This is a genomic window from Flintibacter hominis (assembly GCF_014287965.1).
Taxonomy (GTDB): domain Bacteria; phylum Bacillota; class Clostridia; order Oscillospirales; family Oscillospiraceae; genus Lawsonibacter; species Lawsonibacter aceti.
Genome location: NZ_JACOPO010000006.1, coordinates 52,958 through 69,535, shown reverse-complemented (window position 1 = coordinate 69,535; position 16,578 = coordinate 52,958). Strand labels below are relative to the sequence as shown.

The window sequence follows — 16,578 nt, the reverse complement described above, 5'->3', positions numbered from 1 at the left end:
TGTATAATTTCGGTTTATTTTCTGCCGTTTCTGCTCCGGTTTATTTGCTTTCCGTCACTCTTTAGAGGTGCTGTTTCCATGTGTTCCACACCACACTGTGGCTAAAACTGTGGTCAAAAATACCCCCATGCCTTTTACAAGTACTGCATGGAAACGATAAAGGGCGGGGATGTTTGCGTTTTCAGATGTCCGCATTGGCGCCTCATATTCAGAGCACTCGGCTCCATTTTGCCTCAACCCACGGATCAGAATTTGTGGAACATGAAACAAAAAGCAATTGGAAGCACCTTAAGTATGAAAAAGGAGTCCTGCATGGCTGGTCATGGGGAAAGAGGCATGGTATAATGATGGTGAAAATCCACATGCCCTGGAGGTGGGAACATGTACTGCGTTGCCGTATGTGAAGATGATCCGCGCACTGCGGAGCAAAATAAAATCGCCGTCTGCCGCGTCCTGAACGGAAGGGGCCGTGTGCAGGGACGAGATTATGATGTAGAGGTGTTCCATGCCGCTACACCGCTGATGGAACGGCTGACCGCAAACTCGAATGCCTATCAGCTCCTGCTGCTGGACATTCAGCTGGACGGGGATGACGGTGTGGAGATGGCCCGCTTCCTGCGGGAACATCAGATCAACGCCTCCATCATCTACATCACAGATCACCCCGGCTTCGCGCTGGACAGTTTCCCCACCTATCCGCTGGAATACCTGCTCAAGCCGGTGGATGAGGAGCGGCTGGCCGCAGCTCTGGATTGGGACTGGCAGCAGCGGCACATCCGCCCCAAGCGCCCGGTCATGCAGGTTGGCAGCCGGGTAATTCCCCTGGACGAAATTATCTACCTGGAGACTTCCGGGCGGAAAACCGCCATCCATACCCAAAAGGACCGGATCGAATACACCGTTCCTCTCTCCAAATTAAAAGAGGAATTCCAGAAGCAGGGCTTTTGCCTGAGCCATTTCAGCTATCTGGTCAATCTGGCCCATGTGGCGCGGGTAGAGCGGGATGCGCTTACCCTGGACACAGGCGAGTCTATCCCGGTCAGCCGCCGGTATTATCAGGACTTCATGGCCCGCTATGTGGAATCCCTGAAATAGAAACTCCGCTGCTTCCTGTTGGAAACAGCGGAGTTTTTCTATGCTTCCGTTTTGGGGAGCAGCAAAGCGGTGCTGGCGGAAAAGGAGTCTTCGATGGCTTTCAGGACCAACTCACTGTGGTACTTCCGGGCGGTGGCCCGTGCGGACTTGAGTCCCATACCGTGGAGCGTGCCGGGCTTGGTTGAGTGGTATAGCCCCTCTTCCGGGTCGAAGTCCACCGGGGCGAAGTAGGCGTTCTCCACCCCCACATACAGATACTCGCCCCGGATGTGCATGGTTACCCGGAGCCACTTCTCCGCCCCCTCGGGAGCTTTTTCGTTGGCTTCCAGCGCGTTTTCCAGCAGGTTCATCAGCAGGGGGCAAAGGTCGCTGTTGGGTATGGGGAGTTCAGGCGGCAGCTCCACCCGTACCTCGGCGCGGACGCCTGTCTCCGCGCCCCGGGCCAGCATGGCTGTCAGAACGGTGTCCACCGCCGGGTGGACGGTGTAGCCATTGCTTCGGTTCAGCTCGGGCCGCTGGGACAGGGACTCCAGATACTTCTGGATCTCCCCCATATCTCCCTCCCGGCACAGGCCCTGGAGGGCGGTGACATGATGCCGCAGGTCGTGGAGAAGGGTCTGGATCTCCTCATTGTGCTTCCGAAGATTTTCATAGTTTTCCCGGATCAGTTCCCCACGTTGAAGGAGAAGCCGCTCCTCGGTGCGGCGCTGGGATTCCCGCCGGAACAGGTCAATGAAGGCGGCCAGGATGCCGGCAGCCATGGTCAGCGCGGACCACGACCACAGCAGGAAGCGGGGCAGGCCATTTTGGAAGCCGGTCCGGAGATGAATCATCAGCTCACGCCCCCATGTGGGATCGGCCACGGCGTGGGCCCCGCATACAGCCAGCCCCAGTCCCAGGGCCGCCAGGAGCAGCGGTGCGAACAAGCGGTAGAAGCCGTTCCCCCGCTTTCTCCAAACCAGGGAGAGGACCGCAGCGGCCAGCAGGCCCAGAAGCCCCAGATACTCCGATACCACTGTCAGCAGAGAAGTGGCAGAGGCCCGGCCCAGCAGTGCGGTCAGACCGTGGAGAGCCGCTGTCCCCCACAGAATCCAGCGCAGCCGCCCGTTGCCCCGGCTCCCCAGAAAGAGCAGCAGAGAGGTCAGGCACAGGGCGCGGCTCAGAGCGTTCAGATCCACTTCCGGGTATGGGAGATAGTGACCGAAAAAGCTGACGCCGCCCAGAGGGACCAGCATGAGAAAAAAGGCGGCCAAAGAGAATATGAAAAGGCCAATGTCCCAACGGCCCCGGAAGCTCTCTGCCACGATGCCGCTCTCATAGGCATATCCGCAGCTCAGCGTCACCGCGCAGGGGTAAACGGTAGGCTCCATCTCCGGGATCTGCTTTTCCCCCAGGCCGGTGGACTGGGCAATGGTCAGGGTTTTACCCAGATAGTCCGGGGGCAGGGTGATCTCCACCGGATCCAGCCGGTCCCAGCCCAGCATGGGCAGCGTCAGCTCTCCCACCCCGCCGGATTGCTCCGGACAGTCCGTGTAGAGGCGCTCCCCATCCAGGAACACCGCCACGCTGCGGTTGACCGTGTCCAGATATAAAACGGGGCTTTCCACCTCCTCGGTCAAAATCCGGGAAAAGTAAAAGGTCTGCCCCGGCGCGGAAAGACCCGTGTAGCCGATGTCCCCATCGGGCAGCAGATCTGTTCGCTGTTGCCCCTCCTGGATATAGACCTCCCACTGGACGGTTTCTACGGACAGGTCAAAGGTCTGTTCCGTCATGGGCTGAGTAAAGAACAGCAGCGCCGCAGCGAAAAATCCGCACAGGAGCAGAACCATAAACACCGCCGCGCCCCGCATGATCCAACGTCTCATTCAGTCTGCCCTCCAGCCTAATGTGTTTCCTATTATAAGAGTAACGAGGAATCTTCCTTCCGTCAAGGGTACGGACTTACCAAGTTTGCAGGAAAATTGACCATGTTTGCAATCCCTATTGAAACAGCAAAATGTTTCGGTATAGTGATAGGCGTAAGGAACTGTGCACCGGACTGAAGGACTGGCGTACAGAGAAGAATTGCAAGGGGGTAACCCCCTTGCACGGGATGGGGACCATCCCGTGCAAAGATCCTCCTGCAAAGTGAAGGGAGAGTTTCTATGAGAAGGAACTGGAAACGATGGATCGCAGGACTGCTCACCGCCGTGATGCTGGTCACTATGCTGCCCACGGTGGCCTATGCCGCAGTTGGCGACCTGCTGGACATGAGCAGTGTGCAGCGCACCGCCCTGCTGGCTGCGCTGGAGGAGGTCTACGGCGACGACGCCGAGGCGTATCTGGCCATTTTGAAGCAGTATGGCCTGATCGACGAGGACGGCAACCTCGTCACCGACGAGAAGATCGTCATGGACGGGCAGGCATACACCCTGGATGAGATCGAGGCCATCCTGGAAGACCCGGCCACCGACCTTACCAAAGTGGTGGAGGTGGACGGCCAGTACATCACCCTGGAGGACCTGAAGACGGTGGTGGAGATCGAGCGGTATCTGGCCTATCTCAAGGCCACCTACTTCACCGAGCAGGATCTGACCGACGAGCAGATCGGCAGCTTCTACGATCTGGCGGAGGCCTGGGCCAACGGGGACATGGTGGTGCTGGCCGCCGACACCCTGGATGGCGTGGGCCCCGCCGGGGTGGACCACAACGTGCGGCTGACCGTCACCGGGACGGCCACCGCCGAAGAAAACGGCGAGTATACCGTCACCGTGGAGGCCTCCCGGTCCGCCGCAGATCAGGAGATCACCTTCTCCTGGCGGACGGTGGACGGCAGCGTGACCGCCGGCATTGACGGTGAGGAGACCGTCACCATGTACCCCGGCGAGAGCAAGACCCTGACCGTCAATGTGGGTGAGACCCCAGAGCGCGTCCAGGGCACGGGAACCTTCCTGGTGCAGCTCTACGACGTAAAAAACGCCCTGTTCGACGACGGCAGCAGCCGGGCGGAGCTGACCGTGACGGTAGACAGCGACGATGATTTCAAATACTATGACTTCGTTGCGAAAGCGCTCAGCTATAACAAGCGAACGCATGGGCTTTACGATGGCTATCTTGTCGATGGAGGAGACGAGGAACTGCGGGACCGGATCTTAAATCAAGGCAACCCCATGTTTGTTGCGGATAAAGCGACCTATTCCATTGAAGGGATGTCGTCCGGAACCTACTTGCGCGCATTTTATTCAAGCTACGGCGGATCCTTGGGCCGCCCCAATTTTCATGTACCAGGCATGCCGTGGTATTTTTTCGACACTACTTGGGAGGGCAGAGAAACTGAGCATAAGCCTTTTTCCTATCAATTACTGCGCGATGGCGAAGTGCTCCAGGAGGAAGAGAACTTTACCGACTGGGACATGACCGATCCCAACTTCGGTGGGATCGGGTTGGAAGCCTTCAGAATAGAAGAGAATATAGAGTATACGGCTGGTGAGGAGATCCCTGAACACACGATGGAATTGAAGATGACCGGGTTTTACCGCAGGTATTTGGGTGGCAGCGGTGGTGAATTCTCATTCGCTTTTGATCCGCCCGTCTCCTATGGCGCGACATACTCCATGCAGGAACTCACCGACACAGCCACTGTCAGCTTCTCCGCCCCGGCAGGAACCTACTACGCCGGGCAATATGTACCCATCGTGGCTACCTTCGATTATCCCGTGAAGATCACCGGGGACATGACCATCACGGTGAACGGAGACAAACAGCTGACCCCAGAGGAGGTGGGAACCACCGGCGAGAGCTGCACCTTCCTCTATCCCGTGACCGAGGACAGCGGCGCGTCCATCTCCGTCACCGACGTCAACTTCGTGGGGGATGAACCCACCTGCCAGTTGGAGGGCGCCAACAAGCTGGAGCTGACCATCTCCCGGGGGACCGACGACCTGACCGGCGTGACACTGGAATCTCTGGACCGGGAACAGGCCTTTGGTGTGCCCACGCTGGCGGTGCGCCAGGAGCAGCAGGGGCAGAAGCCCGTGCTGACCATCACCCTTCCCCTGACCGGAAAGCCCTATGACAACTGGGTGTTGAATGAGGTGACGGACCTGACCACCGGCATCCTGCCCGCCCTCAAGGCGGTGCTCAGCCAGACGGGGGACACCCAGTATGACTTCCGGGTGAACGACACCCAAAACCCCACGGCGCTGGTGGCGGAGATCACCCTGCCCTATAATACCTCTGTGGAGGAGTTCACCGGCCAGGTGGACTTCCTGCTGGACGGCTATGTGATGATCGGCTGGGGACGGGAGTACACTCTGGAGGGTTCCAAGCCGGTGGGTGCCTTTGACGGCGGCATCAAGCTTACCCGCACGAACAGCAAGACTGGAGAGCGCGAGGAACAGACAAGCGGCACAGTCTATTTTGACCTGGCGGAAATGGCGGATTGGGAGATGACGCTGTCCTTCACCCTGAAGGAAGGCGACTTCACCTGGGGTGACATCACTAAGGTCACCGCGTACCCGGAGGACAACAAGCCGGAGGGAATCGACAATCAATTTCACTTTGCATGGGAATACTCCGGCCCCGTCACGGTAGTACTCAACGAGGACGGCAGCACCAGCTTTATGCTCACCGGGGAAACAGGATATGCCAATGCCAGACTGGTGGCCCTCAACGGCGATATGGAGGATGCGCTGCTTGGAAGCGTCACCCTCCATTGCGAAAACTGGGGAGGCGGAACAGGGGATGCTTTTCTGCAGATCCCCGAGAGCGGCAGCAATATCTCAGTCCGGGAGGGAAACGACGCCCGGATCTACTGGAGCAGCAACGTTTGCGCCCTGAACCAGAACGCTGGGGAGGACGGAGCATTTGTTCCCACCACCTTCACAGTGCAGCTGGGTACGCTCAATTTAGAGGATGCAGATCCAACGGTAGCGGTTGTCAAGGAGTGGACGGTGACGACCGATGAGAAGAACCCCATCGTCTCCTCCTTTGACATTCCGTGGGATGAAGGGCTGGATACATTCTATAATGAGAAAAGAACGGGGTTGATCGTTGCCTGTATCTCTGCGGAATATCAGGAAAAGCGGCTCGGCACCTATATCAACGAGAATGGTGTACCGGAGATGGGGGAGGGCGAGGAGCCTGCCGTTGCCTACATCACGCTGCTCTCACCGCCCGCGTCCGTCAAACTGGAACAGCCCGAAGGCGGTCTGTACCACACCGACAATGGCGGGAACGGCAAGGATATCACCCTCAGCTGGACGGCGGATGATCTGGACGTGGAGAACGGCGGCGGGCAGTTCGAGCTGTATATCGCCGGCGGCGAAAAGACCATCTCGGAAACCAACCTGGAGTCCGGCGTCACGCAGGACGGCGATACCTATTCCTACACCCTGAATGTCCCTGCTGTGACGCCGGAGACCGGCGACCCCGCCAGCTACCGGGACGCCTATACCGTCACCGTTAAGGTCAAGAACGCCGCCGACGCCGCCTGGGCCTATGACAGCTATGTGCTGTATGTCTACTCGGAGGACATCCTGGAGATCCTGCTGGACCACGACGAGAACACCGGCGGCAGCTACACCATGTCCAACGTGGAAAAGATCAAGACTCTGTGGGGCGACGGCGGAGAGAACGGCTCCAACGCCATCGTGGCCCTCCAGCGGGACATCGCCCTGAGAAACGTCATCTCCATCAACTACGGCCAGTATGCCTGGGCGGAGCTGGCCGACCAGATCAAGTGGTACTCCGACGACAGCTCGGTGGCCACCGTCAACTACCGGCAGGGCACCCTGTATGAGAACATTGAGAACTTCTCCTACACCACCTACCGCCCCTCCACCGACTTCGTCCTCTCCGGTCTGAAGGACGGCTCCACCACCGTCACCGCCACCCACAGCAAGCTGCCGGAGATTTCGGACAGCCTGACGGTGGATGTGGAAACCTTGCGGGATCAGCTCTACCTGTTCCAGTGCTACCCCAAGACGGAGACCACCCTGACCTATCAGGTGTACACCAGCGCCGCTAAAACCGCCACCGAGGAATACACCCTGACCACCAACGACAAGGGCGAGGCGGCCATCTACACTCCCTACGGCATCGCCGGGGACATCTACTGCAATTCCATGGCGGATGATGGGGATGACGAGGACGTTATCTTCCTGGGCGTCATCCGCAGCCAGAGCCTGGTGTCCTCCGAGGCCGACTCCACCAAGCTGCAGCTCTACCCGGTGAACACCCTCCGGCTACGCCGAGCGGCCCAGGCGGAAATTTACCTGAAAAACCCGGACGGCACGCCCTATGAGGGGCAGGTCACCTTCCGGGGCGGTGTGTACCGGGGAGGCGAGTACTGCACGGGCGACAGAAATTCTGCGGTGCAGTTCGGCCTGCAGGGCGAGAAGGATCCGAGCAAGTGGAAGCCCGGCAACGCACCTCAAACGGTCAGCACCAATGACGAGGGCCGCCTGCTGGTGAACATGGATCTTGGGAAGTTCAAGACCGCTGACAACCAGAAGGAGGTCCAGGCGGGCGAGGCGCTCTACTACCTGTTCCAGCTGGAGTACGGCGACGGGAGCAGTGCGGAGTATTATCCAATCATGCTGCGGGTGGATACAAGTATGAACCTGGACGATATTGCCGCCACCGGCGACAGCATCGTGGCCTGGGAGAAGAACGAGAGCGGACAGAAGCAGCCCTATATCGCCCAACAGACCGTGAAATACAGCCAGAGCGCCACCGCCAACGTGGGCGACATACGCAAGAGCACCGGCAATGTGGGCCCCAGCACCACCTTCCCCACCGCCTATGTCACCACCTCAGTCATGTGGTGGGGCGACGAGCACGCCAAGGACCCGGGGCGGGTCAACTCCGTGATGCTCCAGGATGCCACCGGCAAGACCCCGGAATGTCAGACCAGCGAGACGACCACATATCCCTTCACGGATCTGGCCTTCACTGAAAACTGGATGACCATAGACAAGGATAGCATGGAGGAGTGGGGCATGGCCGCAGGCGAGAGCCGCGGGATGCGGGCCGTCCTCAGCGAGGACGGGGCCACCGCCAGCCGTACCATCAGCCTACCCTTCCAGATGGTCAATATGATCGGCGTACCGGAGGCGGAGACCTCCAGCGCCCTGACCGGAGCCCTAGACGACGTCAAGAGCGGAATGACCGTGGATGCCAGCGGAGACGTTGGTGATATGGGCGACGGCGATATCATGATCGAGGGCGGCATGGATCTGCTCAGTGACGATGCCGGCTATGACCCTGAGGAGGACAAGTTCGCCGTGCGCCTGTACGCCACCAGCGACCCCACCGTGTTCCGCGCCCTGTTCGGCGTGAACATGGGCGATCTGGAGCCCGGCGTCTATCCCGAGTATGACGACCCGGACAACATGACCTTCGTCCACGGGGACGCCTCGACCGGCAAGAACCAGGAACTGGAAGCCCTTCCCGGCCCCATGGACGTCTACAGCATGGTCAAGGGCAAATACCTGAGCGCCGCCAAGGAGGAGGCCCAGCAGGCCGCCGCCGGAAAGGGCCTCGTGGGGACCAGCATGGCGCTGGGCGGCTACATGGAGGCGAATATCTCCTACAACAGCAGCAGCGGCAAGTGGGAGTGCCAGCCCATCAGCGGCGGCTTTAACGTAGGCGCTGGCCTGAACTTCAACTGGAACTTCAACGCCGTCGTGGGCATCGTTCCCATCACCGCCAGCGTCAACCTGGGCGGCTCGCTGGAGGTCCGCATGGACATGCAGCAGGGTAACTATTACGAGGTGACCTCCGGCATGGACGGTCTGAAGAACGCCGGCGACCAGAGCGCCTTCAACACCGCCCTGGCCAGTGCCAGTTATACCGACGCCACCGGTAGCGATTATCTTACCAACCTGCGGATGTACTTCTATATCAGAGCCTTCGCGGGTGTGGGCTTCGACGTCTCAGTGGTGGCCTTTAAGATCGGTGTGTTCGGCCAGCTGAATTTGGATATGCAGTACAAATGGCTCAACCGCGGTTATCTGGAGGAAAGCTCGAATATCAGCGCCGTGGGGCCGGTCAGCAGCCGGACGGACGACGTTATACAGGGCTCCAACCTGTCTGTCAGCGGCTCCACCGGCATTGAGTTCGTATTCAAATTCCTGTTCATCAGCTATGAAAAGATCTTCTGCTCCATCGGCTTTGAGTCGGAGTCCGATGATCCGGGGTGGAGGACCATCGAGGAGATCTGGAAAGCCAATAAGACCATCAACGGCAAGCCCGTCACCCGTATGGCCATGCCCAACGGCCAGGTGATATACGCTGTGGACCTGGGGGCGCAACTGGAGCGCCGGGACTATGTGGACGCCGCCGAGCAGGAGTGGCTGGGCGGACGGCCCTCCATCGGGCTGTTCAGCTTGGACAAGGATCAGAACGCCACACTGGCGGAGACCCTCCAGATCGGGGCCTACTCCTACGCCAACCCGGTGCTGTCCGACGACGGTGAAGTCATGTTCTATCTCAGCGACCGGGAGGACAACGACCCGGAGAGTGCGCTGGACATCCGCAACACTCGTGTGGCCGTGTCCACTAAGAGCAATGGTCAATTCCAGCAGGGAGAGCGCTTCGACAGCAATGATGAAGTGTCCACCGGCTACGGCGACAGCAATGTGAAGGTGGCCGGCTCTGACGGCAGTTACGCCGCCGTGTGGGTCCGGCAGACAGAGGACATCACCGAAAATGTGGTCCCCGGAACTGCCCTGGACGATGGTCAGCAGATGCTCCAGATAAATTCCACCGAGATCATGGCCGCCATCTCCGAGGATGGCAGTAACTGGACGCTGGAGCAGCTCACCAACAACTCCACCCCTGATCTGGCCCCCGTGGTGGCCACTAACGGGGAGCGCACTGTGGTGGCATGGCGAGAGGTCAGTTCCACCAGCGCCGATACCCTCACCAGCTTTGACCAGCAGGACGCCATCCGGTATGCCATTTATGAAAACGACGCATGGCAGATGGAAGAAGATGAGGTCTTTGGGGAAGAGTATATCGCTGCCTATACCCTCTACGACGGTACCGGCTCCAACGCCTCCGTCAAGGGCCTGGAGATGGCCATGCTGTCCGACGGCACCACCGCTGTGGTCTATACCCTGGATACCGATTCCACCAACGAGAGCACCACCGACTGGGAGACCGTTGTGGCCATTATCCCCGCCGTGGACGGAACATACGGTGCGGATGATACCCAGAGCGAAGACCTGGTGCGCACCTTCCGCCTGACTTCTGACAACAATCTGGACGAAAATCCCCAGATCACTACTGCGGAGTTTGGGGACGGCGAGGATCGGTTCGTGGTGGCCTGGCACACTGAGCGAGCCATCACCGACGACCCGAACGGCGAGACTGAGTCCGACATCCGGCTGTCCGTTATGGACACGGACGGCAAACTTTATGAGAATATGCCCGAGTCCCTGAGCGTGGCTGCCGGCGGCGCCGGCGACGCCATCGACGCCAACTTCCGCTTTGCCAAGAACGCCGGGAGCATCGACGACCTGGCCATCCTGTGGGTGGACTCTGTCAGCGGCGAGACTGACGAGACCACTTACGACTCCCTTGCAGGTGCGGTATCTGACAGCTCCACTAACATGGGCCACGATGTGCTCAAGGCGGTGAAGTTTGTGGAGAATGGTAAGTCCTACACCCTGTCCGGCACTGTGGTGGTAGCGGAGATGCAGGAGAGCACCCTCATCGACCACTTCGACGCTTATGTCAGCGATACGAGCACGCACGAGATCAGGTCAGTCATCCTGGGTACTAATTACAGCGAGACTACAGAGCGTGAGGTGACTGTTTCCGACGGTGAGAACGATGAGACTGCAACCATCACCGTGGCCAACCCCGTCAGCGGAATGTATACCGCCACGGAGAAGTTCACCAACCAGATTCAGGAGTCGGCGGTGATGCTGGCATATGAGGAGCTCTACACCAACAGCGATATCGATGTCCAGTTCACCATCCGCAACACCGGCATGAATCCAATCTCCAAGCTGGAGATCGTCTCGGGTGATGAGAGCGTCTATACCAGCGGCAGCACAGGTCTGAACCTGCTGCCCAACCGGGACGTCACCGTGACGGCCAAGTTCCCCACAGGGGAGGCCATTGAGAACGCGGATTACACCATCAAGGCTACCTTCGGGGAAAACGAGACAGCGGAACTGCCCGGCACTCTCTATCTGGACATCCCTGACGTAGGCATCTCCTATGTGACAACAGTCAAGCAGGCCGATGGCGCGCGCACCCTGCGCTACGCCCTGCACAACCGCCTGTCCGCCAGCCTTGCAGACGAGAAGGATAACTGGCAGGTCAAGGTGGGCTTCTACGCCGACCAGAGCTGCACCACGATTCTGAAGGGCGCCAATGGGCAGGATCTGATCGATACCATCACGGAGACGGCAGATCTGTCCCTCATCGACGCCGGCGGTTACAGCGCGGAGGTCACGCTGCCTGTAGCAGAGTACATGAAGGAGGAAAGCGGCGCACAGGCGGAGATCCCCAGCACCGGTATCCCGGTCTATGTCAAGGCCTGGATCGAAGCCCCTGTGGAGGATCAGGCCATGCGGGCCCGAACCGGTTCCTACGACAGCGTCAGCGAGTATTTCACCGCCAACAACACCACCTCTCTGACTCTGAGAAGCCTGGCTGAGGAGCGGGATGAGCCGGTCACCGTCACCTACGACATGAGCGTTGCCAACGGCAAGACCATTGTGAATACAAAGGTGCAGTACAATTACCTCGGCGGCACCACCAGCGGCAACCTGATCGTCACGCTACTGGACGCCCAGGGCCAGCCCATCGCCAAGCAGCAGAGCTACACCAAGGCAGACGGTTTGCTGACGATGGAGAAAGAGGGTGCCGCAACCCAGACCTTTGAGTTCGCGGGCATCACCGGCGCTGCCGGCGTCCGGGTGGAGTTCTCCGACCTGATTCTGACGGACAGTAGCGTGGAACTGGACCATATCTCCGTCGGCGGCCACACCGCTGTCTTCGACTCGAGCACAAACACCTATACGGTCGATGCCGTCGGCCTGACCAACGGTATCCTGGAGATCGCGCCCAAGGACCCCCAGAACGCAACGATCAAGCTGGACGGTCAGGATTATGATGTGGATGCCTCGCATACCACCCAGCTTGCCTCCGGTACTACCACATGGAACATTACAGTCTCCAACGGCGGCAACTCTGCAAGCTACACGCTGAAGCTGACCAACAATGCCGATTTTGTTTCTGTCACCGGAGTGAGCCTGAACAAGACCAGTATGGAGCTGGAAGCGGGTGTTTCGGAGCGGCTGACGGTCACCGTTTCCCCGGCCGATGCCACTAATAAGGGTGTTAGATGGAGTTCCAGCGACTCCTCGGTAGCCATGGTAGACAGCAGCGGAACGGTCACCGCCGTCGGTGAGGGTACTGCGACCATCACCGTCACCACGGTGGATGGCAACAAGACCGCTACCTGTACGGTCACGGTTGCTGCGTCTACCAAGCCTGACCCCGGCGACTCCGGGAGCAGCAACGGCGGTTCGTCCAGCTATGCGGTGGACACCAACGCCAGTAGTAGCCACGGCACGGTCACGGTGAAGCCCAGCCGTGCGGAAAAAGGCGACACAGTGACCATCACCACCAAGCCCGACGAGGGCTATCAGATGGGCAAGGTCACCGTCACCGACAGGAACGGCAGCACGATCAAAGTCACCGACAAGGGCGACGGCATCTATACCTTCACCATGCCAGGCGGCAGGGTGAGCGTGGATGTGACCTTTGTGCCTGAAAAGCAGTGGACCAATCCCTTTGTGGATGTGGCGGACAGCACCTGGTACTACGACGCAGTGCGGTATGTCAACGAGAACGGCCTCATGGCCGGCACCAGCGGCAATACCTTCAGTCCCGATGCGACAACCACCCGTGGGATGCTGGTCACCATCCTCTACCGGCTGGAGGGCTCCCCCAACATAGAGGACGAGATCTGGGGGTATCCCTTCAAGGATGTGGACGCCAACGCCTACTATGCCACAGCGGTCTACTGGGCGCGGATGCACGGCATCGTGGCCGGATACAGTGACGAGCTGTTCGGGCCTAACGACACCATTACCCGGGAACAGATGGCCACCATTTTGTACCGCTACGCCCAGTACAAGGGCTGCGACACCACAGCCAAGGCGGACCTGAGCAAGTTCGCAGACGCCGCACAGGTCGGCTCCTATGCGGTGGAGGCCATCCGCTGGGCCAACGCAGAGGGCCTGGTCTCCGGCACCAGCGATACCACTTTGACGCCCGGCGGCTCCGCCACCCGGGCGCAGGCGGCGGTGATCCTGACCCGGTTCTGCCAGAATATCGTAAAGTAACCCGCGCAGGAATTGCGCCGTATAAACAATGAAAAGGCAGGCAGGAGAGCGAGCTCTCCTGCCTGCCTTTTTTCTGAGGGTGATAGTTTGAAATTCCCTAAACTGTCCGCATGCCTTATCACCACTGATCCCTCTGAACCCCGCTTAGATCCGGCTGTGCATTTTACGATTTACAGGAATAGTGAATCGGCAAAATCACTCACTCAAGGTATGTTCTTCTGTGCAGAACTCTAAATTTTGTTTTCGAGCCTGCTCACTCCTCTGTTTTGTTGCCTGTATATTATGAGGGCGTATTATTTTTTCCTATTTTCATTTGTGAAGTGGCCTACTTATTGCCTGTATATAGTGAGAGGCTTTTTGCTTCTCACTCTTAAGGAGGTGTTGGCCATGAAAGAATCAGGCTACAAAAGCTATGAGGACTTGCCGCTGTTCCTGAACGCGGCAACAGTGGCAAAGGTGCTGGGGGTGTCTCCCTCATCCGGCTACGAGCTGATGCACGAGCTGGGTTTCCCAGTACTGAAAATCGGCAGCAGGATGGTGGTGCCGAAAGAACAGTTCATCTGCTGGGTGGATGAGCATACGGGAGGCGGCACATGAAGTATGGAATCGGAAACTATTTCTCTCTTCCCAACGAGATCTTCCTGCTGGGTCTGAGCAGCGGCGAGCTGGCGGTCTACAGTTTCCTGAAACGGTGCGAAAATCGAAAGACGCATCAGTGCTGGCCCAGCTACAGGACCATCGGGCAGGCGGTGCATATGAGCGAGAACACGGTACGCAAGTACACACTGTGCCTTGAGGATCGCGGGCTCATCTCCACCGAGCCAACTGAAATCACCACCAGGGCTGGTCAGAAACGCAATAGGAACCTGCTGTACACGCTCCGTCCGATCCAGGAGGTGATAGATGAACACTACGACCGGCAACTGGAACATCTGGAGCTCGTTGCGGCGCGTCAGCGGACGACAGCGGCCCAGGCCAGCATGTGACCGCCTGTGGGCCGCTGTGTGCGGAGATGGTGGTATGGGCAGGGTACAGAGCACCCTCGCACCACAAAGCGCGGTGTAGGGAGCTGTGTACCGCGGGCGCAGGCACCCTGCTTGCCCGTTTGAGGCCCAAATGGACAGGTGAACCGAGGGGTAGAAAATCGTGCGGGATAAAGCCGTGTTATCACGGCCCCAGACACCGTCCCGCAATGCGGGCCGGGGATGCGGTTTTGAAACGATTTCAACCGCTTTTCCGTATCTTTTTGGTGTGACCCGTGCTATCACTTTTTTGGCGGTGTAATCAAATCTGTTATCACCTGACCGAGAAATGCCGCGGTTTCAACGGGTCCCACAGTTTCAAATGTGCTATCACCACGATTTTATTTGAATTGGAGGTTTTTCTGGATGGCAGACGAGAAAGTGAAATTCCTGATGCGGATCAATCCTGATACAGACCGGAAGATCAAAACCGCCATACCGTTGGCCAACTGCCGGAGCCAGAATGAGTTCGTAGAAAAGGCTCTGCAGTTCTATTGTGACTATGTAGCATCCCAGGACTGCTTCTCCGTCCTGCCGCCCATGCTGGTGGCGGCAATCCGGGCGACGGTCCAGAATAGTGAGAGCCACATCTGTCGTCTGCTGTTCAAGCTGGCAGTGGAGATGGACATGATGATGAATGTCCTGGCCGCGGCCATGGAGATCCCGGAGGAACAGCTGCGGGAACTGCGCGGCCGATGCGTCCAGGAGGTGAAGAAGACCCACGGCATGATTTCTTTGGATGACGCGGTGGAATATCAGAACGGCGGGGACGGGGTGTAGATGGCAGGCGAAGCCGCCGAGTCATGACAAGTCAGACAAACGAAAAGCACCCCACCACGACTGGCAGGGTGCGGAATGAGTGGATGGTCACGCGGTGCTGAGGCGCGTCTCTGTCGTTTAGCTCCACGGGATGTGCCCAGGTCTTGACAGTCTGCTCCTGAAAGAAGCCGGTCAGCAAGCCCAGACCCTCCTGCTTGTCATACCATAACACCTTCTGAAACAGGGAAAATCTTGTCAGCCTCAGAACAGATACTTCTCCCGCAGGCAGCGGGCCTGGTCTTCTGAAATCTCTCCGCTCCACTGGGCGGAGTTGATACTGCCGTACAGCTCACACCACAGGCAGTCCAGATAAGAAACATGCTCCGCCAGCCCTTTCTGATAGGCGTCCAGATCCCGCTGGAGCGACGCAGGCAGGTCCTGCTCATCGAACGGCTCCAGTTCCTCAGCTGGCAGGGAGCCGCTCTCTCCACAGCCGGAACCACCCACATAGAACTCCGCCATATCGTCCAGCCGCAGGCAGGCCAGACGGCGGTGCTCTGTGCGGTGATGACCGCAGCCGCAGTCGATGTCGATGATTCCATCTCCGCGCCAGATACGGAAGTCCTCATCGTCCCTCCCGGTCAGCAAGTTCGTGGGCGTGTGGCCCACGATGCAAATGACATCCGGGTAAGGACTCCCGCTCTCCGCGGACACACGGCCCCAGATACGGGGCTCGCGGTCAGTGCCGGGACAGCCGTGGACAAGGTGGAACTTTTGAGTACCGACTACAATGTCCAGATGGTCAGGCAGGCTGGCGAGAAAACGCAGGATCATATTCCGCTCATGGGGCGTCCGGTGATAGAGCAGTTCCCGGTAGGTGGGCGAACCACCATTCTGCCGCCACAGGTCCCGCGCGCCGTACTCATTATGAGCGCCAAGAGTATCCAGACACATCTGCTCGTGATTACCCAGGAGCATGGTCATGTTGGGCGCTGCCATGATTTTCTGAAGGATATCCACTCCCATGGCACCCCGGTCAATCACATCCCCGAGGATGTACAGGCGGTCGCTGTCAGAAAGCTGGATCAGATCCAGCAGCCGCTCAAATTTATCAAGCTCCCCATGAATGTCCGATACGCAATAGATCATGGATCTCCCCCTTCTCTCTTTATGAAGTGACTGAATCTTACCATAGCTTGTGGAGGGGTACAAGTTTCTCCTCACTCCTCACCTCAAAAGCTGCGCCGCCTAAACAATAAAAAGGCTCCGCCAGTGAACTGGTGCAAATTGATAACAATCTGATAACTGTGGTCAAACCGGGTAGCTTTTCGCCAGAGGTTAGGGTATTGTGT

8 protein-coding genes are annotated in these 16,578 nt (G+C 58.6%); 5 read left to right on the top strand and 3 right to left on the bottom strand.

All coding sequences use genetic code 11. The features are described from left to right. Nucleotides 1–381 precede the first annotated feature (381 nt). Nucleotides 382–1,095: a response regulator transcription factor gene (locus H8S11_RS09940; RefSeq protein WP_186853019.1), complete on the top strand. Its 714-nt coding sequence runs from the start codon at nt 382–384 to the stop codon at nt 1,093–1,095. A gap of 38 nt (nt 1,096–1,133) precedes the next feature. Here H8S11_RS09940 and H8S11_RS09935 read toward each other — a convergent pair whose 3' ends face one another. Next, entirely contained in the window at nt 1,134–2,960 is a 1,827-nt protein-coding gene (locus H8S11_RS09935; RefSeq protein WP_186853018.1) for a sensor histidine kinase, read from the bottom strand. Between the two features lie 279 nt (nt 2,961–3,239). On the opposite strand from H8S11_RS09935, the gene H8S11_RS09930 reads away from it, so the two are divergent. The 4 genes from H8S11_RS09930 (at nt 3,240) to H8S11_RS09915 (ending at nt 15,247) form a co-directional block, all read left to right on the top strand. Further along, nucleotides 3,240–13,445, top strand: a complete 10,206-nt coding sequence (locus H8S11_RS09930; RefSeq protein ID WP_186853017.1) for an S-layer homology domain-containing protein — start codon at nt 3,240–3,242, stop codon at nt 13,443–13,445. A 387-nt stretch (nt 13,446–13,832) separates the two neighbouring features. Then, on the top strand, nt 13,833–14,042 hold the full coding sequence (locus tag H8S11_RS09925; RefSeq protein ID WP_186853016.1) for a helix-turn-helix transcriptional regulator: 210 nt from the start codon (nt 13,833–13,835) through the stop codon (nt 14,040–14,042). Next, nucleotides 14,039–14,431, top strand: coding sequence for a helix-turn-helix domain-containing protein (locus tag H8S11_RS09920; RefSeq protein ID WP_186853015.1), 393 nt, complete (start codon nt 14,039–14,041; stop codon nt 14,429–14,431). The genes H8S11_RS09925 and H8S11_RS09920 overlap by 4 nt, the downstream gene beginning before the upstream one ends. A gap of 402 nt (nt 14,432–14,833) precedes the next feature. Further along, on the top strand, nt 14,834–15,247 hold the full coding sequence (locus H8S11_RS09915; protein ID WP_186853014.1) for a hypothetical protein: 414 nt from the start codon (nt 14,834–14,836) through the stop codon (nt 15,245–15,247). Between the two features lie 31 nt (nt 15,248–15,278). Here the strand turns inward: H8S11_RS09915 and H8S11_RS09910 are convergent, their stop codons facing one another. Both H8S11_RS09910 and H8S11_RS09905 read right to left on the bottom strand, forming a co-directional pair. Further along, on the bottom strand, nt 15,279–15,458 hold the full coding sequence (locus H8S11_RS09910) for a hypothetical protein (RefSeq protein ID WP_186853013.1): 180 nt from the start codon (nt 15,456–15,458) through the stop codon (nt 15,279–15,281). 29 nt (nt 15,459–15,487) lie between these two features. After that, the gene (locus H8S11_RS09905) at nt 15,488–16,375 is read right to left on the bottom strand and encodes a metallophosphoesterase (protein ID WP_186853012.1); all 888 of its coding nucleotides are present in this window, start codon (nt 16,373–16,375) and stop codon (nt 15,488–15,490) included. Between the last annotated feature and the right edge of the window lie 203 nt (nt 16,376–16,578).

Coding starts and splice junctions, on each gene's coding strand:
- H8S11_RS09940 (WP_186853019.1), top strand. CDS start 382: ATGTACTGCGTTGCCGTATGTGAAGATGATCCGCGCACTGCGGAGCAA.
- H8S11_RS09915 (WP_186853014.1), top strand. CDS start 14,834: ATGGCAGACGAGAAAGTGAAATTCCTGATGCGGATCAATCCTGATACA.
- H8S11_RS09930 (WP_186853017.1), top strand. CDS start 3,240: ATGAGAAGGAACTGGAAACGATGGATCGCAGGACTGCTCACCGCCGTG.
- H8S11_RS09935 (WP_186853018.1), bottom strand. CDS start 2,960: ATGAGACGTTGGATCATGCGGGGCGCGGCGGTGTTTATGGTTCTGCTC.
- H8S11_RS09925 (WP_186853016.1), top strand. CDS start 13,833: ATGAAAGAATCAGGCTACAAAAGCTATGAGGACTTGCCGCTGTTCCTG.
- H8S11_RS09920 (WP_186853015.1), top strand. CDS start 14,039: ATGAAGTATGGAATCGGAAACTATTTCTCTCTTCCCAACGAGATCTTC.
- H8S11_RS09905 (WP_186853012.1), bottom strand. CDS start 16,375: ATGATCTATTGCGTATCGGACATTCATGGGGAGCTTGATAAATTTGAG.